Annotated in this window: 19 protein-coding genes; 4 read left to right on the plus strand and 15 right to left on the minus strand. The window is 70.3% G+C overall.

Annotated features, from left to right (window positions below; all coding sequences use genetic code 11):
• Positions 1-93 precede the first annotated feature (93 nt).
• Positions 94-459: a hypothetical protein gene (locus tag AAW13_RS42445; RefSeq protein WP_046728068.1), complete on the minus strand. Its 366-nt coding sequence runs from the start codon at positions 457-459 to the stop codon at positions 94-96.
• Positions 456-2,150: an aa3-type cytochrome oxidase subunit I gene (gene ctaD / locus AAW13_RS42450; protein WP_046728067.1), complete on the minus strand. Its 1,695-nt coding sequence runs from the start codon at positions 2,148-2,150 to the stop codon at positions 456-458. The genes AAW13_RS42445 and ctaD overlap by 4 nt, the downstream gene beginning before the upstream one ends.
• Positions 2,151-2,341: 191 nt before the next feature.
• On the opposite strand from ctaD, the gene AAW13_RS42455 reads away from it, so the two are divergent.
• Together AAW13_RS42455 and AAW13_RS46285 are read left to right on the plus strand one after the other, a co-directional pair.
• Entirely contained in the window at positions 2,342-2,989 is a 648-nt protein-coding gene (locus AAW13_RS42455) for a hypothetical protein (protein WP_046728066.1), read from the plus strand.
• 88 nt (positions 2,990-3,077) lie between these two features.
• A complete protein-coding gene (locus tag AAW13_RS46285) occupies positions 3,078-3,239 on the plus strand; it encodes a hypothetical protein (RefSeq protein WP_167391800.1) in 162 nt (53 codons plus the stop codon).
• A 62-nt stretch (positions 3,240-3,301) separates the two neighbouring features.
• Here the strand turns inward: AAW13_RS46285 and AAW13_RS42460 are convergent, their stop codons facing one another.
• The 8 genes from AAW13_RS42460 to AAW13_RS42495 form a co-directional block, all read right to left on the minus strand.
• On the minus strand, positions 3,302-3,769 hold the full coding sequence (locus AAW13_RS42460) for a hypothetical protein (protein WP_046728065.1): 468 nt from the start codon (positions 3,767-3,769) through the stop codon (positions 3,302-3,304).
• A 55-nt stretch (positions 3,770-3,824) separates the two neighbouring features.
• Positions 3,825-4,109, minus strand: a complete 285-nt coding sequence (locus AAW13_RS42465; RefSeq protein ID WP_046728064.1) for a hypothetical protein — start codon at positions 4,107-4,109, stop codon at positions 3,825-3,827.
• Positions 4,110-4,477: 368 nt separating this feature from the next.
• Entirely contained in the window at positions 4,478-7,264 is a 2,787-nt protein-coding gene (locus AAW13_RS42470; protein ID WP_079179196.1) for an AfsR/SARP family transcriptional regulator, read from the minus strand.
• A 488-nt stretch (positions 7,265-7,752) separates the two neighbouring features.
• Positions 7,753-8,397: a CoA transferase subunit B gene (locus AAW13_RS42475; RefSeq protein ID WP_046728062.1), complete on the minus strand. Its 645-nt coding sequence runs from the start codon at positions 8,395-8,397 to the stop codon at positions 7,753-7,755.
• Positions 8,394-9,149, minus strand: a complete 756-nt coding sequence (locus AAW13_RS42480; RefSeq protein ID WP_046728061.1) for a CoA transferase subunit A — start codon at positions 9,147-9,149, stop codon at positions 8,394-8,396. The genes AAW13_RS42475 and AAW13_RS42480 overlap by 4 nt, the downstream gene beginning before the upstream one ends.
• Positions 9,146-10,342, minus strand: coding sequence for a fumarylacetoacetase (gene fahA, locus AAW13_RS42485; RefSeq protein WP_046728060.1), 1,197 nt, complete (start codon positions 10,340-10,342; stop codon positions 9,146-9,148). Before fahA ends, AAW13_RS42480 begins: the two co-directional genes overlap by 4 nt.
• Entirely contained in the window at positions 10,339-11,217 is an 879-nt protein-coding gene (locus tag AAW13_RS42490) for a hypothetical protein (RefSeq protein WP_046728059.1), read from the minus strand. Before AAW13_RS42490 ends, fahA begins: the two co-directional genes overlap by 4 nt.
• Positions 11,214-12,395: a homogentisate 1,2-dioxygenase gene (locus AAW13_RS42495; protein WP_046728058.1), complete on the minus strand. Its 1,182-nt coding sequence runs from the start codon at positions 12,393-12,395 to the stop codon at positions 11,214-11,216. The genes AAW13_RS42490 and AAW13_RS42495 overlap by 4 nt, the downstream gene beginning before the upstream one ends.
• 233 nt (positions 12,396-12,628) lie before the next feature.
• On the opposite strand from AAW13_RS42495, the gene AAW13_RS42500 reads away from it, so the two are divergent.
• On the plus strand, positions 12,629-13,300 hold the full coding sequence (locus AAW13_RS42500; RefSeq protein ID WP_046728057.1) for an IclR family transcriptional regulator: 672 nt from the start codon (positions 12,629-12,631) through the stop codon (positions 13,298-13,300).
• Between the two features lie 45 nt (positions 13,301-13,345).
• On the opposite strand, the gene AAW13_RS42505 is transcribed toward AAW13_RS42500, so the two are convergent.
• Positions 13,346-13,888, minus strand: coding sequence for an Lrp/AsnC family transcriptional regulator (locus tag AAW13_RS42505; RefSeq protein WP_046728056.1), 543 nt, complete (start codon positions 13,886-13,888; stop codon positions 13,346-13,348).
• 137 nt (positions 13,889-14,025) lie between these two features.
• Between AAW13_RS42505 and hppD the strand changes: the two genes are divergently transcribed.
• Entirely contained in the window at positions 14,026-15,231 is a 1,206-nt protein-coding gene (gene hppD / locus AAW13_RS42510) for a 4-hydroxyphenylpyruvate dioxygenase (RefSeq protein ID WP_046728055.1), read from the plus strand.
• A gap of 237 nt (positions 15,232-15,468) precedes the next feature.
• On the opposite strand, the gene AAW13_RS42515 is transcribed toward hppD, so the two are convergent.
• The 4 genes from AAW13_RS42515 to AAW13_RS42530 are packed head-to-tail and all read right to left on the minus strand — an operon-like array spanning position 15,469 to position 18,857.
• Complete coding sequence (locus AAW13_RS42515; protein ID WP_063777048.1) at positions 15,469-16,551, minus strand: branched-chain amino acid ABC transporter permease; 1,083 nt, start codon at positions 16,549-16,551, stop codon at positions 15,469-15,471.
• Entirely contained in the window at positions 16,548-17,408 is an 861-nt protein-coding gene (locus AAW13_RS42520; protein WP_046728054.1) for a branched-chain amino acid ABC transporter permease, read from the minus strand. Before AAW13_RS42520 ends, AAW13_RS42515 begins: the two co-directional genes overlap by 4 nt.
• Positions 17,405-18,100 (minus strand): ABC transporter ATP-binding protein, encoded by a 696-nt coding sequence (locus AAW13_RS42525; RefSeq protein ID WP_046728053.1) that lies wholly within the window; start codon positions 18,098-18,100, stop codon positions 17,405-17,407. The genes AAW13_RS42520 and AAW13_RS42525 overlap by 4 nt, the downstream gene beginning before the upstream one ends.
• On the minus strand, positions 18,084-18,857 hold the full coding sequence (locus tag AAW13_RS42530) for an ABC transporter ATP-binding protein (protein ID WP_046728052.1): 774 nt from the start codon (positions 18,855-18,857) through the stop codon (positions 18,084-18,086). Before AAW13_RS42530 ends, AAW13_RS42525 begins: the two co-directional genes overlap by 17 nt.
• Positions 18,858-18,863 lie beyond the last annotated feature (6 nt).

Here is an 18,863-nt window from a genome sequence, read left to right on the forward strand (position 1 = left end):
AGGAGTCAGGTGGACGCGCTTGTCGTCACGCCCGTCGATGCGACTTCCGGTGCGGCTCCGATCCCTTGAGCCCGGTGGCAGAGGTTGCCTGCGTCAGCGGATCAGGGACACCGCCGCCGAGAGAACCAGACCGGCGCAGACGGCCAGCGTCCATCCCGTACAGCGCAGACGCAGCGAGCGGTAGCGCCGCTCGTACTCTCCGCGCAGGGACCGGCACCGGGCGGCGATCCGTTCGAGATCCTGCCGTGCCCGGCGCAGGCTGTCCTCGACGTGGTGGCGTTCGACCTCGTGGCGCTGGGACGTGGTCAGCCAGTCCATGCGTTCGGTGAACTCCCGCGCCCGCCGTTCGGCCTCGGCGATCGTGGCCTGCCACAACAGGTATCCCTCGGCCTGGTTGGCGAGGTCCCCGCCTGCTCCCGGCGGCTGTCCGTCTCGCACGCGATGTTCCGCGTCGGTCATGTGTGGAGCCTGTGGGCTTCGGCCTCGGCGATGGCGATGTCCGGGTGGTGCAGGTCGAACGCCGGGGACTCGGAGCGGATGCGGGGCAGCGTGACGAAGTTGTGCCGCGGGGGCGGGCAGGAGGTGGCCCACTCCAGCGAACGGCCGTAACCCCACGGGTCGTCGACGCCGACCGGCTTGCCGTAGCGGGCGGTCTTCCACACGTTGTAGAGGAACGGCAGGATCGACAGGCCGAGCAGGAACGAGGCGATGGACGAGACGGTGTTCAGGGTGGTGAAGCCGTCGGCCGCCAGGTAGTCGGCGTAACGACGCGGCATGCCCTCGGCGCCCAGCCAGTGCTGCACCAGGAAGGTGCCGTGGAAGCCGACGAACAGCGTCCAGAAGGTGATCTTGCCGAGCCGCTCGTCGAGCATCTTGCCCGTCATCTTCGGCCACCAGAAGTGGAAGCCGGAGAACATCGCGAAGACGACCGTACCGAAGACCACGTAGTGGAAGTGGGCCACCACGAAGTACGAGTCGGAGACGTGGAAGTCCATCGGGGGCGAGGCCAGGATGACACCGGTCAGACCACCGAAGAGGAACGTCACGAGGAAGCCCGCCGCCCACAGCATGGGTGTCTCGAAGGACAGCGAGCCCTTCCACATGGTGCCGATCCAGTTGAAGAACTTCACACCGGTCGGTACCGCGATCAGGAAGGTCATGAAGGAGAAGAACGGCAGCAGCACACCGCCGGTGACGTACATGTGGTGGGCCCACACCGTCACGGACAGACCGGCGATCGCGATCGTCGCGGCCACCAGACCCATGTAGCCGAAGATCGGCTTGCGGGAGAAGACCGGGATGACCTCGGTGATGATGCCGAAGAACGGCAGCGCGATGATGTACACCTCCGGGTGGCCGAAGAACCAGAAGAGGTGTTGCCAGAGCAGCGCTCCGCCGTTCGCCGCGTCGAAGACGTGTGCCCCGAACTTCCGGTCCGCCTCCAGCGCGAACAGCGCGGCGGCGAGGACGGGGAAGGCGAAGAGGACCAGGACGGCGGTCAGCAGCACGTTCCACACGAAGATCGGCATGCGGAACATGGTCATGCCCGGCGCACGCATGCAGATGATCGTGGTGATGAAGTTGACCGCGCCGAGGATGGTGCCGAAGCCGGAGAAGGCCAGACCCATGATCCACATGTCGGCGCCGAGACCCGGCGAGCGGATGGCGTCCGACAGCGGGGAGTAGGCGAACCAGCCGAAGTCGGCCGCGCCCTGCGGGGTGAGGAAGCCGCCGACGGCGATGGTCGAGCCGAACAGGTAGAGCCAGTAGGCGAACATGTTCAGCCGCGGGAAGGCGACGTCCGGCGCGCCGATCTGGAGCGGCATGATCCAGTTCGTGAAGCCGGCGAACAGCGGCGTCGCGAACATCAGCAGCATGACCGTGCCGTGCATCGTGAACGCCTGGTTGTACTGCTCTTGAGAGATGATCTGCAAGCCCGGCCGGGCGAGCTCGGCGCGCATGAGCAGCGCCATGACACCGCCGATCAGGAAGAACGCGAACGACGTGGTCAGATACAGCGTTCCGATGGTCTTGTGGTCGGTGGTGGTCAGCCACTTGATCACGACATTGCCCGGCTGCCGGCCACGGAGTGGCACTTCGCTCTCGTAGTAGTCGGCGGCCGGATGGTCCGGATCGTTGAGAACAGTCACGGGGATCATCCTTGCGGCTTTGGCCTGCGGGGCAGGTGCCGGATGGGCCGCCGTACCGCTGTTCGGGCGCTTGGTGTCCACGATTGGAGCAAGACCGAGCAGACGGTGAGGAAGTTCTAGGGAGGAGTCAGGCATGTGCGGCTGGGAGACAGTGGGAACCCGTGTGAGTCCACTCCGGCGGAAGCGGGCCGATGAACCCAGGTGACACCGGGGCCTCGGCATCGGCCGCGCGCCGCCGGGTGCGTTTCGAGGGCTGGATCGCAGGCGTCGGCACTTCCTCCGGGACCCGCGTCGTGCTCGGCCACTGGCAGCGGTCACCGTTCGGCGCGTTCAGTGACGTGATGCTGGAGCGGGCCGACGGTGAGCGTCTGCTGCTGGCCCCCACCAGGGAGACGGCGGAGTTCATCGGTGCCACCTACGTCTTCGACACCGTCCGTGTCGTGCCGGTGCGAGTCAGCGTCTCGGCCCACACCTGGACGGTGAATGCGGGCTCGCTGGAGCTGTGCTTCGTCACCGGACGGCGTGGGCCCCTGGGCCTGCTGCTGCGCGCCGTGCCCCGCGCGCTCGCCCGCCGTCCGGCGTGGAGCGCTCTCACGGACTGGCCGGCCCGGATGCTGCTGCGCGGAGTGCGGACCCGGGGAAGTGCTCGCGCGGGCCGCCGCGAGTGGTACGGCGCTCGGGACCTGCGGCCGATCAGCCTCGTGTCCGCGTCCTTCGAAGGCGTCGATCTGGGGGTGACGGCGCCCGTCGAACCCCCCGTGCGCTTCGGCTTCGGATCGGTGCCGGGGAAACCCGCGCTCACCCGGGTCACGACGACGGTGGACCTCGGCCCCGGGTGAGAGAGGAGCCGGCCGGGTACCCGGCGGCCACGGGCACCGAGGACGGCGCCATGAGCCGGAGGACAGCGCACGGAGCATGGAGGCGATCATGAGCGAGACCACACCGTCGCAGGCAGAGGGCGACGCAGGCGACGGTACGGACGGCGAGCCGGAGCAGACCGGCCGTCCCGACGTACCCAGGACCACGCCGTCACAGGCGGAGGGCGAGGACCAGGACGAGGACGAGAACGAGGACGGCGACGCCCGGTAGGAAGCGGTCGGCCCGCCCCGTTCTGCTGCTCCGTTCTGCTGCTCAGGAGTGAGGACGTCGTGTCACACGCTGTTGTCCGAGGCCGCGACCAGGCCGTAGGTCACCAGTCCGTACATCAGATGCGGTACGACGTCGGAGACCCAGTCCGTCACCGACCAGCTCGTCGGGTCGCTCACCTCGAGCCGCGCCATGGGAAGGTCGGCAGCGGCCATCGCCAGCGCGCCGGTGACCGCCCCGCCCAGCCACCAGGGCGGCCGGATCCCCGCGCGGTGCAGCAGCGAGACGGCCGCCCCGGTACCGCATCCGACGAGGATTCCGGAGAGCGCCCCGAGGCCGGACAGACGGTTGTCCCGGGTCTCGCCCGAGCCGGGAACCTCGTACCCGGCATCATGGGCGATCTTGTCCACGACCTGGGCCGGGGCCTGACTCGACGCTCTGCCGCGCCATGCCATGTCGGCGTAGGTCACCGTGTTCAGTACGGTCGTTCCGGCGGCACCCGCCGCCCCGCCACGCACAATGGTCCGGATCATGCCGACCGAGTTCCCCCGCGGGCACGGCCGATGCGCATGGGCCGGTCAGCCGTGCTCATCCGGTCTGTGGCTGGGCCAGCTGGTCCTTGACCCAGGGATCGAACGCCGCCAGTCGGTGGGCCGCCGAGGGGTAGAAAGCCGCCAGCTGGTCGGCGATCCACGGGTCCGCGGCCTGCTGTGCGGTGCCGCCGCCCCTGGCGCCGGCCGCGGCGTCGGCAACCGGGTGATGCCCGCCCGGCCCGGAAGGGGCCGCCGTCGCCGATCCGCCACCGACCAGTACGGCGCCTCCGACGAGCGCGGCACAGACGGCCGCGCCAGTGATCCGTCGCGTCAACCTCATGCTCTTCTCCTCCTGGCTCCGTGCGGCGATTCGGAATCATTCGTTCCGGTTGGTGTGACTACCCACGCGCGCCACCCGCACACCTCTGTGCACGAGGACGCATCCGCTTCCGGGCTGATTCGGGAATGAAGGGCGAGGGTTCGGGCCGATGTGCCCGTTCGAGCGCCCGCCGACGCGAGGGATAGCGGGAAGCGGCGCGCTCCCGGGCCCCCTGCTCGGCGGTGTACGGGGGCCCGGTCCTGACCATGCACGCCATGCCCCGTCAGCGCGCACGGACAATGCGCGGACAGATGCACGGACACTGCACGGACAACCGGGACGCCCTGCACTACCGTCTGCTGCGACGGATGATCCGGGGTGCTCCGGCCTCACCCGTCGCCCGGTGTGTCGACCGGTCCTCCAGGGGCGGCCTGCGGGCCGAGGCGGCGCAGCCGGGCGCGGACGCCGTCCGCGTCCGGCACACCGAGTTCGTCGAGGATGTCCGCCGCGCGCCGGGCGGCCCGTCGCGCCGCTCGGGCCTCGCCGGCGGCCCGGTGGCACTCGCTGAGGTGGGCCAGCACGTCGGCCTCGAAGTAGCGGTCCCCGAGACCGTGGAACAGCGCGACCGCGTTGCCGTAGCAGGCCGCGGCCTGGTGGTGGTCGCCGAGGTGCTGGTGAGCGTAGCCGAGGCTGTCCCAGGTGTCCGCCTGGCCGTCGGGGACGCCGAGTTCGGTGAAGAGCACCAGGGCCTGCCCGCACAACACCACACACCGGCGGTGGTCGCCGAGCTGCGCGTGGTACCAGCCGACCGAGTTCAGGGCGCGGGCCTGTCCGGTCCGATGGCCCAAGGAGGTGTACTGATCGAGGGCCTCCTCGGCACAGGCCAGCGCCTCGGCGTAGGCGTCCCGCCGGGCGTGCAGGCGGGCCAGGTCCAGGTGGGTGTGGGCCTGCTCGGTTCGGTCGCCGAGGGCTTTGTGCAGATCCAGGGCGCGGGCGAGGTGGGTGAGCGCGTCGTCCGTTCGCATCAGGCGGGTGCAGGCACGACCGAGGCCGCGGTGGGCGTCGGCCTCGCCGGCCGAGGACGCCGAGCGCAGTGCCGCGGCCAGCGCGGCCTCCTGCGCGGTGGCCCAGTCGGACCAGTGGCCGCGGCGCTGTAGAAACGTGCTCAGGGCGCGGGTCAGCTGCCAGACCGGGGCGTCCGGTGCCCGCGTGGCGGTGCCCGACCGGTGCACCACCGCGAGGAGTGCCGGGTGCTCGGCCGTGTACCAGGCGAGGGCCGCCCCGTGGTCCGCGGCGTGCTCGGGGGAGACGCCGGGGACCACGGGTGGCAGGGCGATCGGGTCGCGGTACGGATCCAGCATGCGGTCGGCGGCGTGGGCGGAGTGCAGGTAGTGGCAGAACACGCGGTCTTCGGCGGCTCGCGTCTCGTCGGCCGCGTGCACGGTGCCGGCCAGCTCGGCCGCGTACATCCGCAGCAGGTCGTGGAGTACGTATCTGCCGCGCGAGTACTCCGTGACCAAGTGGCTGTCGGCCAGTGCCGTCAGCAGCAGGCCCGCGTGCTCGACGGGAAGCCCCGCCAGGCTCGCGGCGGCGGCCACGCTGAGGTCCGGGCCGGGGTGCACGCCGAGCAGCCGGAACATCCTGGCGGCCGGAGGACTCAGAGTGCCGTACGACCAGGAGAACACGGCCCGGATGTCCGTCCGGGTGTTCTCGTCGCCGAAGCTGTCCAGCCCGTCGGGCGAGTGCTGGGCGTCCCGGAGTTCGGCGGCGAGCCGGGCCAGCGCGAGCCGCGGCTCGTTCGCCGGGCGGGCCGCCACGATCACCAGGGCCAGCGGGAGCCGCGCGCACCGGCTCACGATCTCGTCCACGGCCAGCGGTTCGGACATCACGCGCTCGGCCCCTATCCGGCGCACGAGCAGCCGCCGGCACTCCGCAGCGGGCAGCACGTCCAGGACGATGCTCCGGGCGCCTTCCAGGGCGATCAGGCCGGAGAGCCGGTTTCGGCTGGTCACCAGGGTGAAGCAGCCCGGACTGCCGGGCAGGAACGCCCGTACCTGTTCGGCGTCGCGGGCGTTGTCGAGCACCACCAGGATCCGCCGTCCCGCCAGCATGCCGCGGTACAGTCCGGCCTGCGCCTCCAGGCCCACCGGCATGTGCTGGGGGAGCACGCCCAAGGCCTCCAGCAGCCGGGGCAGTGCTTCCGCCGGGGTCACGGGTGGCCGCGAAGGCTCGAAACCATGGAGGTTCAGGTAGAGCCGGCCGTCCTGGAACCAGTCGGCCACCCGGTGCGCCCAGTGGACGGCCACAGCCGTCTTCCCCACGCCCGCGCTTCCGGAGAGTACCGAGACCACCGCCACCGCGGAGCCGCCGATGCCCTCCGCGAGAATGCCGTCGAGCTGGGCCAGTTCCTCCTTCCGGCCGGTGAAAGCCGGTACGTCCAGGGGCAGTCGGGCCGGTGCCGGCGCGGACCGCGGCGGCCGTGCCGTGGGCGGCGGATCCGTGGCCTCGGCCGGCCCGGCGGCACCGTGCAGGATCGACTGGTGGAGCCGCCGTAACTCGGCCCCGGGGTCGGCGCCCAGTTCGTCGGCCAGCCGCTTCCGGGTCTCGGCGAAGCGCTCCAGGGCCTCGGAACCGCGCCCCGCCTCGTACAGCGCGCGCATCAGGGCGGCCACCAGCGGTTCCACGAGCGGGTTTTCGCCGATCAGCTCGGGCAACCGGCCTATCACCACGGCGTGGTTGCCCACCGCCGTCTCGACGTCGGCCCACGCCGTGACCGCGTCCAGCCGGTGCCGCTGCCAGGTGTCCCGCATCCGCGACACCCACTCCCCGGACAGTCCGGTGAGCGGTTCCCCGCGCCACAGGTCCAGGGCCTCACGGAGCATCGTCACCTGCTCGGCGCCGCCGCGGCGGGCTCTGCGGGCGTCGGCCACCAGGCGATGAAACCGGTGCAGGTCCACGTCCTGGGAGTCGGTGTCCAGCAGGTAACCGCCGTCCCGCCGGAGCAGGCGCGGCGTGTGGACCGCTGCGTCGCCGTCGTCCGCCAACACCCGCCGGATACGGGCCACATGCGCGTACAGCGCCTGACGCGCCCCCTCCGGCGGGTCCTCACCCCACACCCGCCTCATCAACGTCTCGAGTGGCACCGCCCGGCCGGCGTCCACCGCGAGCGCCGCCATCACGCACCGCCGCTGCGGAGGACCTGCGTCGACGGGGCCACGGCCCACCAACCCCACGGGCCCGAGAAGTCTGAACGTCACCACTACGACCCCCGGCGGTCAGACGCGCACACCGTCCGTATGCTCCCCTCGCCGGCCGGCTTTCTCACCGGCGCCGCCCTGGCCCGACGACACCCCTCGGGCACCAGGCCACCACACACGCTACGCGGGGGAAAAACAGCCCGGCAAGGTTCCGACCGGCCAGTGCGGTTGCGGGCTCACACCCGAGGCCGCACCGACCTGTGCCCGACCGGTGAGGGGCTGGAAGACCCGCCCTGGGACCGTGCGGCGTCCAGTGGCCGTGAGCATCGCCGCGCCCCCTGACGGGCCGCGCCCCGGGGGAGGACCGGTGCGTGCTCGCCGAGGTGCTGTCTGCCGGAAAGACCAATCCGCCAGATCAATCCGCCAGTCCAATCCGCCAGTCCAATCCGCCAGATCAATCCGCCAGATCAATCCGCCACGGGAGTCCCCGTCTTCGCACGCAGTTCGTCGAGGGTGACGCCCGGCGCCAGTTCGACGAGGCGACACCCTTCGGCCGTGACGTCGAGCACGGCCAGGTCGGTGATCACCCGCTGTACCACGCCCTGCCCGGTGAGTGGCAGGGTGCACTTCTCGACGATCTTGTGGGAGCCGTCCTTGGCCACATGCTCCATGAGGACGATGACGCGCTTGGCGCCGTGGACCAGGTCCATCGCGCCGCCCATTCCCTTGACCATCTTCCCCGGCACCATCCAGTTGGCCAGGTCGCCCGTTCGGGAGACCTGCATACCCCCGAGTACGGCGGTGTCGATGTGGCCGCCGCGGATCATGCCGAAGCTCTGGGCGGAGTCGAAGAACGAGGCCCCTGGGCCGACCGTGACGGTCTCCTTGCCCGCGTTGATCAGGTCGGCGTCGACCTGGTCGTCGCTCGGGTAGGGGCCCGTTCCGAGGATGCCGTTCTCGCTGTGCAGCGTGACCCGGACCCCGTCCGCGAGGAAGTTGGGGATGAGGGTCGGCAGACCGATACCGAGGTTGACGTACTCGCCGTCACGGAGTTCCGCCGCGGCGCGCGCCGCCATCTGCGACCGGGACCAGCCGGTCTGCTGCTCGCTCATGCCGCCTTCTCTCGGACGGTTCGCTTCTCGATGTGTTTGGTCTGCGGGCCGGTGTGCACGATCCGCTGGACGTAGATGCCGGGCAGATGCACCCGGGCGGGGTCGATCTCCCCTGGCTCGACGAGTTCCTCGACCTGCGCGACGCAGATCCGCCCCGCCATCGCGGCCAGCGGGTTGAAGTTCATCGTCGCCTTGTTGAAGACGAGGTTCCCGTCGGTGTCGCCGAGCCGGGCGTGCACGAGCGAGAAGTCGGTGACGATGCCTTCTTCCAGGACGTACCGGCGGCCGTTGAACTCGCGGACCTCCTTGGACGGGGACGCGACCAGCACGTTCCCTCCCTGGTCGTACTTCCATGGCAGGCCGCCCTCGGCGACCGGCGTGCCCACGCCCGCCGGGGTGTAGAACGCGGGAATGCCGGAGCCACCGGCCCGCAGCCGCTCGGCGAGTGTGCCCTGCGGGGTGAGTTCCACTTCGAGTTCGCCGGACAGGTACTGGCGGGCGAACTCCTTGTTCTCCCCGACGTAGGAGGCCGTGACCCGGCGGATCCGGCCGAGGTCGAGCAGAATACCGAGTCCGATGCCGTCCACTCCGCAGTTGTTGGAGAAGACCTCCAGGCCGTCGGCGCCCTGTCCGGCCAGTGCCTCGATCAGGCGGTCCGGGATCCCGGAGAGCCCGAACCCGCCGACAGCCAGGGAACTGCCCGTGGTGATGTCGGCAACCGCTTCGGCCGTCGATGCCACCGTCTTGCTCATCGGTCCTCCCGCTTGCTGCTGATGATCCGGCCGCGGGCCTCGCCGAAGCCGATCCGCGTACCGTCGGCCCCGGGGGCGGTGGCGGTGAGGACGACCTCGTCGCCGTCCTCCAGGAAGGTGCGCTGCCGGCCGGCGACGGTGATGGGCTCCGTGCCGCCCCACGTCAGTTCGATGAAGGCGCCGCGCTGTTCCTTCTCCGGTCCGGAGACGGTGCCCGAGGCGAACAGGTCACCGGTGCGCGAGGGGGCGCCGTTCACGGTCTGGTGGGCGAGCATCTGCGCGGGGGACCAGTACATCGCGGCGTACGGCGGCCGGGAGACGACCTGGTCGTTCCACTCGACGACGAGGTCGACGTCGAGTCCCCATGGCTGTGCCATCCGCAGGTACGGCAGGACGGCCGGCTCCTGGGGCGGCACCGGGATACGGGCGGTGTCCAGGGCGAGCAGGGGAACCACCCACGGGGAGACGGTGGAGGCGAAGGACTTGCCCAGGTTGGGGCCGAGGGGGACGTACTCCCAGGCCTGGATGTCGCGGGCGGACCAGTCGTTGAAGAGCACCACTCCGAAGATGTGCCGTTCCGCGTCGTCGGCGGCGATGGTCTCGCCCATGGCGCTGCCGGTTCCGACGACGAAGCCGAGTTCGGCCTCGATGTCGAGGCGGGTCGAGGGTCCGAACACCGGTGTCGGGTCCTTCGGGCCCTTGCGCTGGCCCGAGGGCCGGATGATGTCGGTGCCCGAGACGACGACGGAGGCGGCCCTGCCGTGGTAGCCGACGGGCAGGTGTTTCCAGTTCGGCATCAGCGGCTCGGGATTGCCTGGCCGGAACAGTCTGCCCAGGTTGGAGGCGTGGTGTTCGGAGGCGTAGAAGTCCACGTAGTCGGCGACCTCGATCGGCAGGTGCAGCGTCACCGCGCGCAGGTCGTGGACGGCGTCCGCGGGGACCGGGCCCCGCAGCCTTTCGGCGAGCGCGGTCCGGACCTCGACCCAGCGGGTGTGGCCCTGGGCCATGAAGGCGTTGAGGCTGGGCCGGGCGAAGACGTCGTCGTCCAGCAGCACGGCCAGGTCGATGACGTGGTCACCGAAGCGGGTCGCCACCCGCGGTTCCCGGCCGGGCGCCGAGTAGACGCCGTACGGCAGGTTGGCCAGGCCGAACAGCGAGTCGGCCGGCGCGGTCAGCTGGAGGGTGCGGGTCATGCGGACACCTCGGTCAGGGCGGCGACGGTCGCGGCGGGCAGCAGACCCAGCGCGACCGACTCGGCGGCGGGTTCGGCGATGGAGCAGGTGCCGAAGGAGCGGAACAGGTCACGCGCCCGCGGCGACAGAGCGCGCACCCGCGCGGCGACCCGCTCGCCGTCGCGGTCGGCCAGCAGCCGGACCAGTTCCGTCTCCTCGGCGCCCCGCAGAGCCGCGTCGACGGAGACCAGCAGGTTGAGGAAGCCGTGCTGCTCGAACCCGGTCTCCGGATCGGTGTTGCGCAGGGCGTGGTGCAGCCCCGCGGTCGCCTTGAAAGCGACACCGGACCGCACCGCAGTCAGGACGGTCGTCGCGAGTTCGTGCTCGTCCGGGTAGAGGTCGGGGCGTACGCCTCCGGTGCGGAACTTGGCCAGGTAAGGGGTTCCGGCGAGTTCGGCGAGCAGCGCCTCGCGCCGGTCGTCGCGCGGCACCTCGACGTACACGGTGGCCGTGTCGTTCTCGCCGAGCGCCTCGGCCAGGGCCGGGACGACGTCCTCGGCGGGCACCTGGTCGGGGACGGCGACCTCGAGCGCGACCAGCCGCACGGCCGGGACCCGGTCCGCCGCGGTGATCGCGCCCGCGACGTCCGGCAGCGGCACGGTCACCGAGAGACCGAAGGACCCCTCGGGGAGACCGCCGGTCAGGTCCGCGAGCCGGCCGACTTCCCCGGCGGCGACGACGAACGGACCGACCAGCCCGGCATGGGCGCCGTGGGTGTGCCGCACATGAGCGGCGACCGCCTTCTCGATCGGCAGGCTGCCGGGCGGGAAGACCGCGGCGTCGTCGAACAGTCCGGCGAGCACCTGGGGAATCTCCAACGTCCGGGGCTCGCTCATCGCTTCGGCTCCCAGGAGTGGACGTACGACCCGTCGTCCGTCGCGAGGGCGGCCTCACCCAGTTGCAGGGGCCGGAAGGTGTCCACCATGACGGCGAGTTCGTCGAAGAACTCCGCCCCGATCGACCGTTCCATCGCACCGGGCTGGGGGCCGTGCGGGTGGCCGCCCGGGTGCAGGGAGATGGAGCCCTGTCCGATGCCGGAGCCCTTGCGCGCCTCGTAGTCCCCGCCGCAGTAGAACATCACCTCGTCGGAGTCGACGTTGGAGTGGTAGTAGGGCACCGGAACGGACAGCGGGTGGTAGTCCACCTTGCGGGGAACGAAGTTGCAGACCACGAAGTTGCGGCCCTCGAAGACCTGGTGGGCCGGCGGTGGCTGGTGGACCCGGCCCGTGATCGGCTCGAAGTCACGGATGCTGAGTATGTACGGGTAGAGGCAGCCGTCCCAGCCGACGACGTCGAAGGGGTGGTTCGGCACCGTGTGGACGGTCCCTGCGACGCCGCCGGGTCCCCGGTGCTTGATGTACACGTCGACGTTCTCGTCCTCGACGGTCCGCGGCGCGTCCGGCAGGCGGAAGTCACGCTCGCAGTACGGGGCGTGCTCCAGAAGCTGGCCGTGCTTGGACAGGTAGCGCTGTGCCGGGCCGAGGTGCGAGTTCGCCTCGATCACGTAGATGCGTACGTCCCCGTCGGGCACGATCCGGTAGGTGGTTGCGCGCGGGATGACGACATAGTCGCCGTCGCCGGCCTCCAGGTCGCCGAAGACCGTCTCCACCCGGGCGCGCCCGGCCTCGATGTACAGGCACTCGTCGCCGATCGCGTTGCGGTAGTACGGACTGGCCGCGTCGGCCACGACGTATGCCAGCCGTACGTCCTCGTTGCCCAGCAGCAGCCTGCGTCCGGTCACCGCGTCGACGCCCGACGCGCCTTCCGCGAACAGCTTGTGCGTGGAGAGGTGACGGGGCAGCAAGGGATGGTTGGGCAGCAGGGACTGGTCCCCGAGCTCCCAGACACGGAACTCCCGCACCGCCGAGGGGATGTGCCGGTGATAGAGCAGCGAGGAGTCCGAGGAGAAGCCCTCCTCGCCCATCAGCTCCTCGTAGTAGAGGTTCCCGTCCGGGTCACGGTGCTGGGTGTGACGTTTCGGCGGGACCGCGCCCGCCCGGTGGTAGTACGGCAAGTCTGTCTCCTCGTGACTGGGAGCCGCGGTGCCACACTGTCGTTGTGCGCTGAGCGCACATTTTTGTGCGGAGAAAGCGACAAGGTGAAGTTAGGTCGCGGTGGCAGCCCCGTCAAGGCCCGTCCCGGCGTCCGTGATCATGTGCGGCCGGGCTCCCGTGCCCTAACGTGGCGCCCGAAGAAGATCTGTAGTTCGTGTGGGTGCCCGGTGCGGCCCAGGATCAGGAGGTGTCGATGGCCACCCTGCAAGGCCTGGACCGTGGGCTTCGGGCACTGCACGCGATCTCGCTGACGGCTGATGGCCTGACAGTGGCGGACCTGGCCGCGCAGCTGGAGATCGATCGCTCCATCGCGTACCGGATCGTGGAGACGCTGGAGGAGCACGCCTTGGTCACCCGGCAGGGCAAGCGGGTGCGGCTCGGCGCCGGTGCCGCCACGCTGGCCGGGCGGTTCCAGCGTCAGCTGGTCCTGGCGGCCCAGCCGGTTCTGCAAGATCTCGCCGACGCCACGGGCACCTCGGCGTTCCTGTCGGTGGCCCATGGCGCGCGGGAATGCGTGCCCGTGGCGGGGGCGGAGCCCACCGTCCAGCACGGCCCCGTCCAGGTGGGTTACCGCATCGGTGTGCGGCATCCGCTGGAGCGGGGGGCGAACGGCATCGCCATCCTGTCGTTGCGGCCGCCCTGGCCCGACGAGCCGGCGGAGGTCGCGCGCGCCCGCGAGCTGGGCTACAGCATCACCTCGGGACAACTCCAGCAGGGGGCCACCGGGATCGCGGCGGGGTTCGAGGTCGCGGGCGCGGCGGGAGCCTCGGTCGGCGTGGTGGCCATGCACGAGTTCGACGCCGAGCGGGTGGCCGCAGAGGTGAAGGAGGCGGCCTCCCGGCTGGCGTCGCTCAGCGCGTCCTGAGCCTGCGGGGTGCCCCCGTACCCCTGCGTCGCCTGTCGGCAGGCCTCACTGCGCGTCGTTGTAGGCGGGAGACCGCCGGGGCGCACGGTGCTGACGGGACTGAAGCAGCGGCAGGACCCGGGGTGCCACGACCACCGACAGCACGACCACGCTCGTCGAGCGGGCCACCGTGGGTGAGCGGTTGAGGGCGAGAAGGGTTTCCTGTAGGTCCTGGTGGGACGAGGCCGCCAGCTTGCACAGCACGTCGGAGGCTCCCGTCGTCGCGTACGCCTCCAGCACGCCGGGCAGGGCCGCGAGCTCGGCGGCGACGTCGTCGAGCGCGCCCTGGGCGATCTCCAGGGTCACGAACGCCTGGACCGGAAATCCCGCCGCGGCCACGTCCAGTTCGGGGCCGAACCCGATGAGGACACCGCTGCGTTCCATCCGGTCGAGCCGTGCCTGGACGGTTCCGCGCGCGACCCCGAGCGTCCGCGACAGTTCGAGGACGCCGGTGCGCGGGTTGTCCCGCAGCAAGCGGAGCAGGTCGATGTCCAGCGAGTCCAGCGGCTGCCCGTCAGTCACCACGATCACCTTCTTCCAACTAGGCATATTGCACACCTGCTGCCGCCTTCTGGCAGGCAAAGTGAGCAGCTTGAACAGCATAAAAGGTGTCTGTTGTGCAGGTAAGGGCAGTCGGTGTGTCCTGAACGCCACGCGCTGGAAGCAGGAACCCAGGAGGACGACGCATGAGCGTGGAACAGACCCTCACAAGCCAGGAACGACTGGCAGAGCTCGACCTTCAGCAGCTCAGGCAGCTGGTCGGGCTCGTGGAGTACGACGCGGAGGGCGACCCCTTCCCGGTGACCGGCTGGGACGCGGTGGTCTGGGCGGTGGGCAATGCGACGCAGGCGGCGTCGTTCTTCCAGGCGGTCTTCGGCATGGAGCTGGTCGCCTACTCCGGTCCGGAGACAGGCAACCGCGACCACCACGCCTTCGTGCTCCGCTCCGGAGCGATCCGGTTCGTGCTCAAGGGCGGCGTCGACCCGGACAGCCCGCTGCTCGACCACCACCGCCGGCACGGTGACGGCGTGATCGACATCGCTCTCGAAGTCCCCGATGTCGACAAGTGCATCGAGCACGCCCGTGCACAGGGCGCGACCGTGGTGGAGGAACCGCACGACGTCACCGACGAGCACGGCACCATCCGGACCGGGGCCATCGCCACCTACGGGGAGACCCGCCACACCCTCGTGGACCGCTCCCGCTACACCGGTCCCTACCTGCCCGGCTATGTGGCCCGCAGCTCCGGACACGTGAAGCCCGACGGCGCGCCCAAGCGCCTCTTCCAGGCGCTCGACCACGTCGTGGGCAACGTGGAACTCGGGCACATGGATGAGTGGGTCGACTTCTACAACCGTGTCATGGGCTTCACCAACATGGCCGAGTTCATCGGGGACGACATCGCCACCGAGTACTCGGCGCTGATGAGCAAGGTCGTCGCCAGCGGCAACCACCGGGTGAAGTTCCCGCTCAACGAGCCGGCCGTCGGGAAGAAGCGTTCGCAGATCGACGAGTACCTCGACTTCTACCGTGGCCCGGGCGCCCAGCACCTCGCCCTCGCCACCAACGACATCATCAGGACCGTCGACGTACTGCGGTCCAGGGGCGTCGAGTTCCTCGCCACGCCCGACAGCTACTACACCGATCCTGAACTGCGCGCCAGGATCGGCCATGTCCGCGTGCCCATCGAGGAACTCGCCTCGCGCGGCATCCTCGTCGACCGCGACGAGGACGGGTACCTGCTACAGATCTTCACCAAGCCGATCGGTGACCGGCCCACGGTGTTCTTCGAGTTCATCGAGCGCCATGGCTCCCTGGGCTTCGGCAAGGGGAACTTCCAGGCGCTCTTCGAGGCGATCGAGCGCGAGCAGGCCAAGCGCGGCAACTTCTAGAGCCTGTACGGAGCCGTGATCACGTCGCGGGGCGGAGACTGCCGGTGCGCCGAGCAGTCGAAGCCCCGCTTCGCCGTTCTCCGGCGGAGCGGCCACACCGGCGGGTGCCGATGTCCGGTGAGTTCCCCGCCTCCGGCCGGCCGGACGCCCTGACCGCGGACAACTCAAGTGCCCCACCGTACGAACCGTGGTTCGTACGGTGGGGCTGAGGGCTTTCCTGCGAGGTGCCGTTCGCGATCACTGCCGCTGCGGACTCGGCACGGGCTCCTCGACACCTGCACCAGTTGCATCGGCTGCTCCGGCTGCATCGGCACCCGGCTGCGCCCGGGCGAGCCGTCGTCGTGCCAGCAGTCGTAGCGCATCGGTCCCCGCGGGCACCAGACCCCGCGGAAGGAAGAGCACCACGAGCACCAGAAGCAGCGCGTAGACCGCGTAGGAGAAGACCTGGGGCGCGTAGTCGGGCATGCCCGGCCGCGCTCCGAGGTCGTTCAGCCATTGCAGCAGCAGCGTGATGGTCGCGGCGCCGACCAGCGGCCCCCACAGGGTGCCCAGTCCGCCCACCACCGCCATGACGACGAACTGGAACGACACCAGCACCCCGAAGGAACCGGGGGCGACGTAAGCGATGAAGAACGCGAAGATCCCGCCGGCCAGCCCGGCGAACGCCGCCGAGAGGCTGAAGACCACGAGCTTGTACCGGCCGACCGGCACACCCGAGGACGACGCCGCCATCTCGCTGGTGGCCAGCGCGCGCAGGCCCCGGCCGGGACGGGAGCGCACGATGTTCCTGGTGAGGATCATGACCGCCACGAGTGCCAGCCAGGCCACCCATGCGTAGCCCCGGAAATCGGAGATGTGCCGCGAACCGATCCCGAGGGCGGGGATGCCGCTCAGACCGATGTCCCCGCCCATCGAGGACTGCTGTCCGATCACCGCCAGCAGGATGAGCTGGAACGCCAGTGTCGCGAAGGCGAGATAGTGCCCGCGCAGGCGCAGCAACGGCATGCCGACCAACAGGCCCAGCAGTCCCGCGACCAGCGGCGCGCAGGCCAGTCCCAACAGGCTTGGCATGCCGTGGGTCGCCATCAGTGCCGCGGTGTAGGCGCCCGCGGCGTAGAACCCGCCGTGGCCGAGGGAGATCTGCCCGGCGTAGCCGAGCAGCAGGGACACTCCGGTGGTCACCACCGCGGACAGCAGCAGCTCGGTGTAGACGGTGAGCTGTGAGCTGTCGAGGAACAGCGGCAGCAGCGCGGTGACGACGGCGACCACCGCCGCGGCGCCGGCGCCCACCAGCCTCGCGGATGTCAGTCGGCCGGTCATGCGACCTCCTCCGCCATCACCGGGGTGCGGGCGGCGCGCCACACCATGATGGCGAGCATCAGCACCAGAGCCACCTCGATTTCGTAGGACGCTCCGACGTAGCCCCCGATCATCGACTCGGAGACGCCCAGGACGAGCGCGCCGAGCAGTGCCGTCGAGGGATGCATCAGCCCGCCGAAGATGGCCGCCGCGAAACCGTTGACGGCCAGCAGGGAGTCGGAGTCGAACGACACCGGCTGGATCGGGGTGATCAGGACCCCGGCGAGCCCGCCGAGAGCCCCGCCGATCGCGAACGCCAGCAGGCCCATCCGGCTGGGATTGATGCCGGACAGCCGGGCCGCGTAGGGGTTGGACGAGCAGGCGGTCAGTGCCTTGCCGACGTAGGTGCGGCCGAAGAACAGTTGCAGGAGGGCGTAACTGACCACGGTGACGCCCATGATGACGAACAGCTGCCGGTCGACGTGCGCGCCGAGGAAGCTGGTGGAGCCGTGTGCCATGGTGAACGACAACGGCTGGTCGCCGAAGATCATCACTTCCCCGGCGTAGGCGCCGATGGCGAGCCCCAGGGTGATGATCACCGAGGACAGGGGTGGGGTGCCCGGCTTGCCGATCGCGACGACCCCGATGAGCAGTCCCAGTGCGGCCGCCGACGCCAGTGCCACCACTTCCGCGAGGCCGTGCGGGAGACCGTGGCGCAGCAGCGACGCCGTGGCCATGCCTCCCACGACGGCGAACGTGCCCTGGGCGAAGTTGACCACGCGGGTGACCCGATGGATCATCACGAAGCCGCTGGCGACCAGGGCGTAGGTGCAGCCGATCGCGATGCCGGACACCAGATAGGCAATGAAGGAACTCATTCCGCCGTTCTTTCCAGGAGAGTCTCCGTGTCGGAGCCGGTGATCCCACCGAGGTAGGCGCGTGCGACCTCCGGGCTGCGGGAGAGTTCCCCGCTGTCCCCCTCCGCGACGATCCGACCCGACTCGATCACGTAGGCCCGCTGACACAGATCGAAGGCGAGCCTTGCGTTCTGTTCGATGAGCAGGATCGCCATGCCCCGCTCGGAGTTGAGCTGAGCCAGGTGGCGCGCGAGATCCGCGACCACGATCGGCGCGAGTCCGAGCGACAGCTCGTCGATCGCGATCACGTCGGGGTCGGCCATCAGCGCCCGGCCGACCGCCACCATCTGCTGCTGCCCGCCGGAGAGCGATCCGGCCGCCTTCCGCCGCATCTCGCCGAGGACGGGCATGACCTCGTAGATGCGCCGCGGATCGCGGTTGCGCGAGCGCCAGGCGCCCAGCCGCAGGTTGTCCTCCACGGAGAGGTCGGCGAAGAGCTGCCGGCCCTCCGGGACATGCGCGAGCCGTCCGTCGATGCGGATCGTGCCACCGGCCGGACGCACGACGCCGGACAGGGCGTTCACGAGGGTCGACTTGCCGGCTCCGTTGGGACCGACGAGGGCGACCATCTCGCCCCGGCCCACGTGGAGGCCGACGCCGTCGAGAGCGACCGCCGACCCGTAGCGGACGACGAGGTCATCGACTTGCAGCATCGCTGCTCTCCTGACCGAGATAGGCGGCTATGACTCGGGGATCGCGGCTCACGGCGTCGGGCGTGCCCTCGGCGATGACCGTGCCGAGGTCGAGGACCGTGATCCGGTCCGCGAGGCTCATCACCATGCTGACGTCATGCTCGACGAGGAGCATCGTGATGCCCTTCTCGTGCAGGTCGCGGAGCAGGTCCGCGAGTATCTGCCGTTCTCCGAGCCGGAGTCCGGAGGCCGGCTCGTCGAGCAGCAGCAGTTCCGGCTGCCCGCACAGGGCGCGCGCCACCTGAAGCCGGCGCTGCTGGCCGAGCGGCAGGGATTCGGCGTACACATCGGCGAAGTCGGACATCCCGACCTGCTCCAGAGCCTCCTTGGCGCGCTCGGCGATCAGCCGCTCCTCGCGCCGGTGGCCCGGCAGCCGGAGCGCGGCCGAGGCGAATCCGTGGCTGGTACGGGCGTGTGCGCCGACCATGACGTTCTCAAGGGCGGTCATCCCGTGGAACAGCCGGGCGCCCTGGAAGACGATGGCGACGCCCTCGCGGGCACGGCGGTGGGGCGCCGTACCCGCGAGAGACCTGCCGACGTAGGTGATCTCGCCACGGGTGGGCGCCAGGTGTCCGCTGATCAGGTTGAACAGCGTCGACTTGCCGGCCCCGTTGGGGCCGATGATCCCGCGCAACTCGCCCTTCGGCACCGATATCGAGACGTCGTTCACGGCGAACACGCCACCGAAGGACCGCGCCAGGTTCTCGGTTGTGAGCATCTCTGT

The organism is Streptomyces humi, from assembly GCF_001005085.2.
In the GTDB taxonomy this organism is placed as follows: domain Bacteria; phylum Actinomycetota; class Actinomycetes; order Streptomycetales; family Streptomycetaceae; genus Streptomyces; species Streptomyces humi.

What these genes read in the sequence shown, in the direction of transcription:
- AAW13_RS42530 (WP_046728052.1), bottom strand. Translation starts at nt 18,857, where the DNA reads ATGCTCACAACCGAGAACCTGGCGCGGTCCTTCGGTGGCGTGTTCGCC.
- AAW13_RS42480 (WP_046728061.1), bottom strand. Translation starts at nt 9,149, where the DNA reads ATGAGCAAGACGGTGGCATCGACGGCCGAAGCGGTTGCCGACATCACC.
- AAW13_RS42475 (WP_046728062.1), bottom strand. Translation starts at nt 8,397, where the DNA reads ATGAGCGAGCAGCAGACCGGCTGGTCCCGGTCGCAGATGGCGGCGCGC.
- fahA (WP_046728060.1), bottom strand. Translation starts at nt 10,342, where the DNA reads ATGACCCGCACCCTCCAGCTGACCGCGCCGGCCGACTCGCTGTTCGGC.
- AAW13_RS42445 (WP_046728068.1), bottom strand. Translation starts at nt 459, where the DNA reads ATGACCGACGCGGAACATCGCGTGCGAGACGGACAGCCGCCGGGAGCA.
- AAW13_RS42500 (WP_046728057.1), top strand. Translation starts at nt 12,629, where the DNA reads ATGGCCACCCTGCAAGGCCTGGACCGTGGGCTTCGGGCACTGCACGCG.
- AAW13_RS42490 (WP_046728059.1), bottom strand. Translation starts at nt 11,217, where the DNA reads ATGAGCGAGCCCCGGACGTTGGAGATTCCCCAGGTGCTCGCCGGACTG.
- AAW13_RS42465 (WP_046728064.1), bottom strand. Translation starts at nt 4,109, where the DNA reads ATGAGGTTGACGCGACGGATCACTGGCGCGGCCGTCTGTGCCGCGCTC.
- AAW13_RS42455 (WP_046728066.1), top strand. Translation starts at nt 2,342, where the DNA reads ATGAACCCAGGTGACACCGGGGCCTCGGCATCGGCCGCGCGCCGCCGG.
- AAW13_RS42525 (WP_046728053.1), bottom strand. Translation starts at nt 18,100, where the DNA reads ATGCTGCAAGTCGATGACCTCGTCGTCCGCTACGGGTCGGCGGTCGCT.
- AAW13_RS42515 (WP_063777048.1), bottom strand. Translation starts at nt 16,551, where the DNA reads ATGACCGGCCGACTGACATCCGCGAGGCTGGTGGGCGCCGGCGCCGCG.
- AAW13_RS42460 (WP_046728065.1), bottom strand. Translation starts at nt 3,769, where the DNA reads ATGATCCGGACCATTGTGCGTGGCGGGGCGGCGGGTGCCGCCGGAACG.
- hppD (WP_046728055.1), top strand. Translation starts at nt 14,026, where the DNA reads ATGAGCGTGGAACAGACCCTCACAAGCCAGGAACGACTGGCAGAGCTC.
- AAW13_RS46285 (WP_167391800.1), top strand. Translation starts at nt 3,078, where the DNA reads ATGAGCGAGACCACACCGTCGCAGGCAGAGGGCGACGCAGGCGACGGT.
- AAW13_RS42470 (WP_079179196.1), bottom strand. Translation starts at nt 7,264, where the DNA reads ATGGCGGCGCTCGCGGTGGACGCCGGCCGGGCGGTGCCACTCGAGACG.
- AAW13_RS42505 (WP_046728056.1), bottom strand. Translation starts at nt 13,888, where the DNA reads ATGCCTAGTTGGAAGAAGGTGATCGTGGTGACTGACGGGCAGCCGCTG.
- AAW13_RS42520 (WP_046728054.1), bottom strand. Translation starts at nt 17,408, where the DNA reads ATGAGTTCCTTCATTGCCTATCTGGTGTCCGGCATCGCGATCGGCTGC.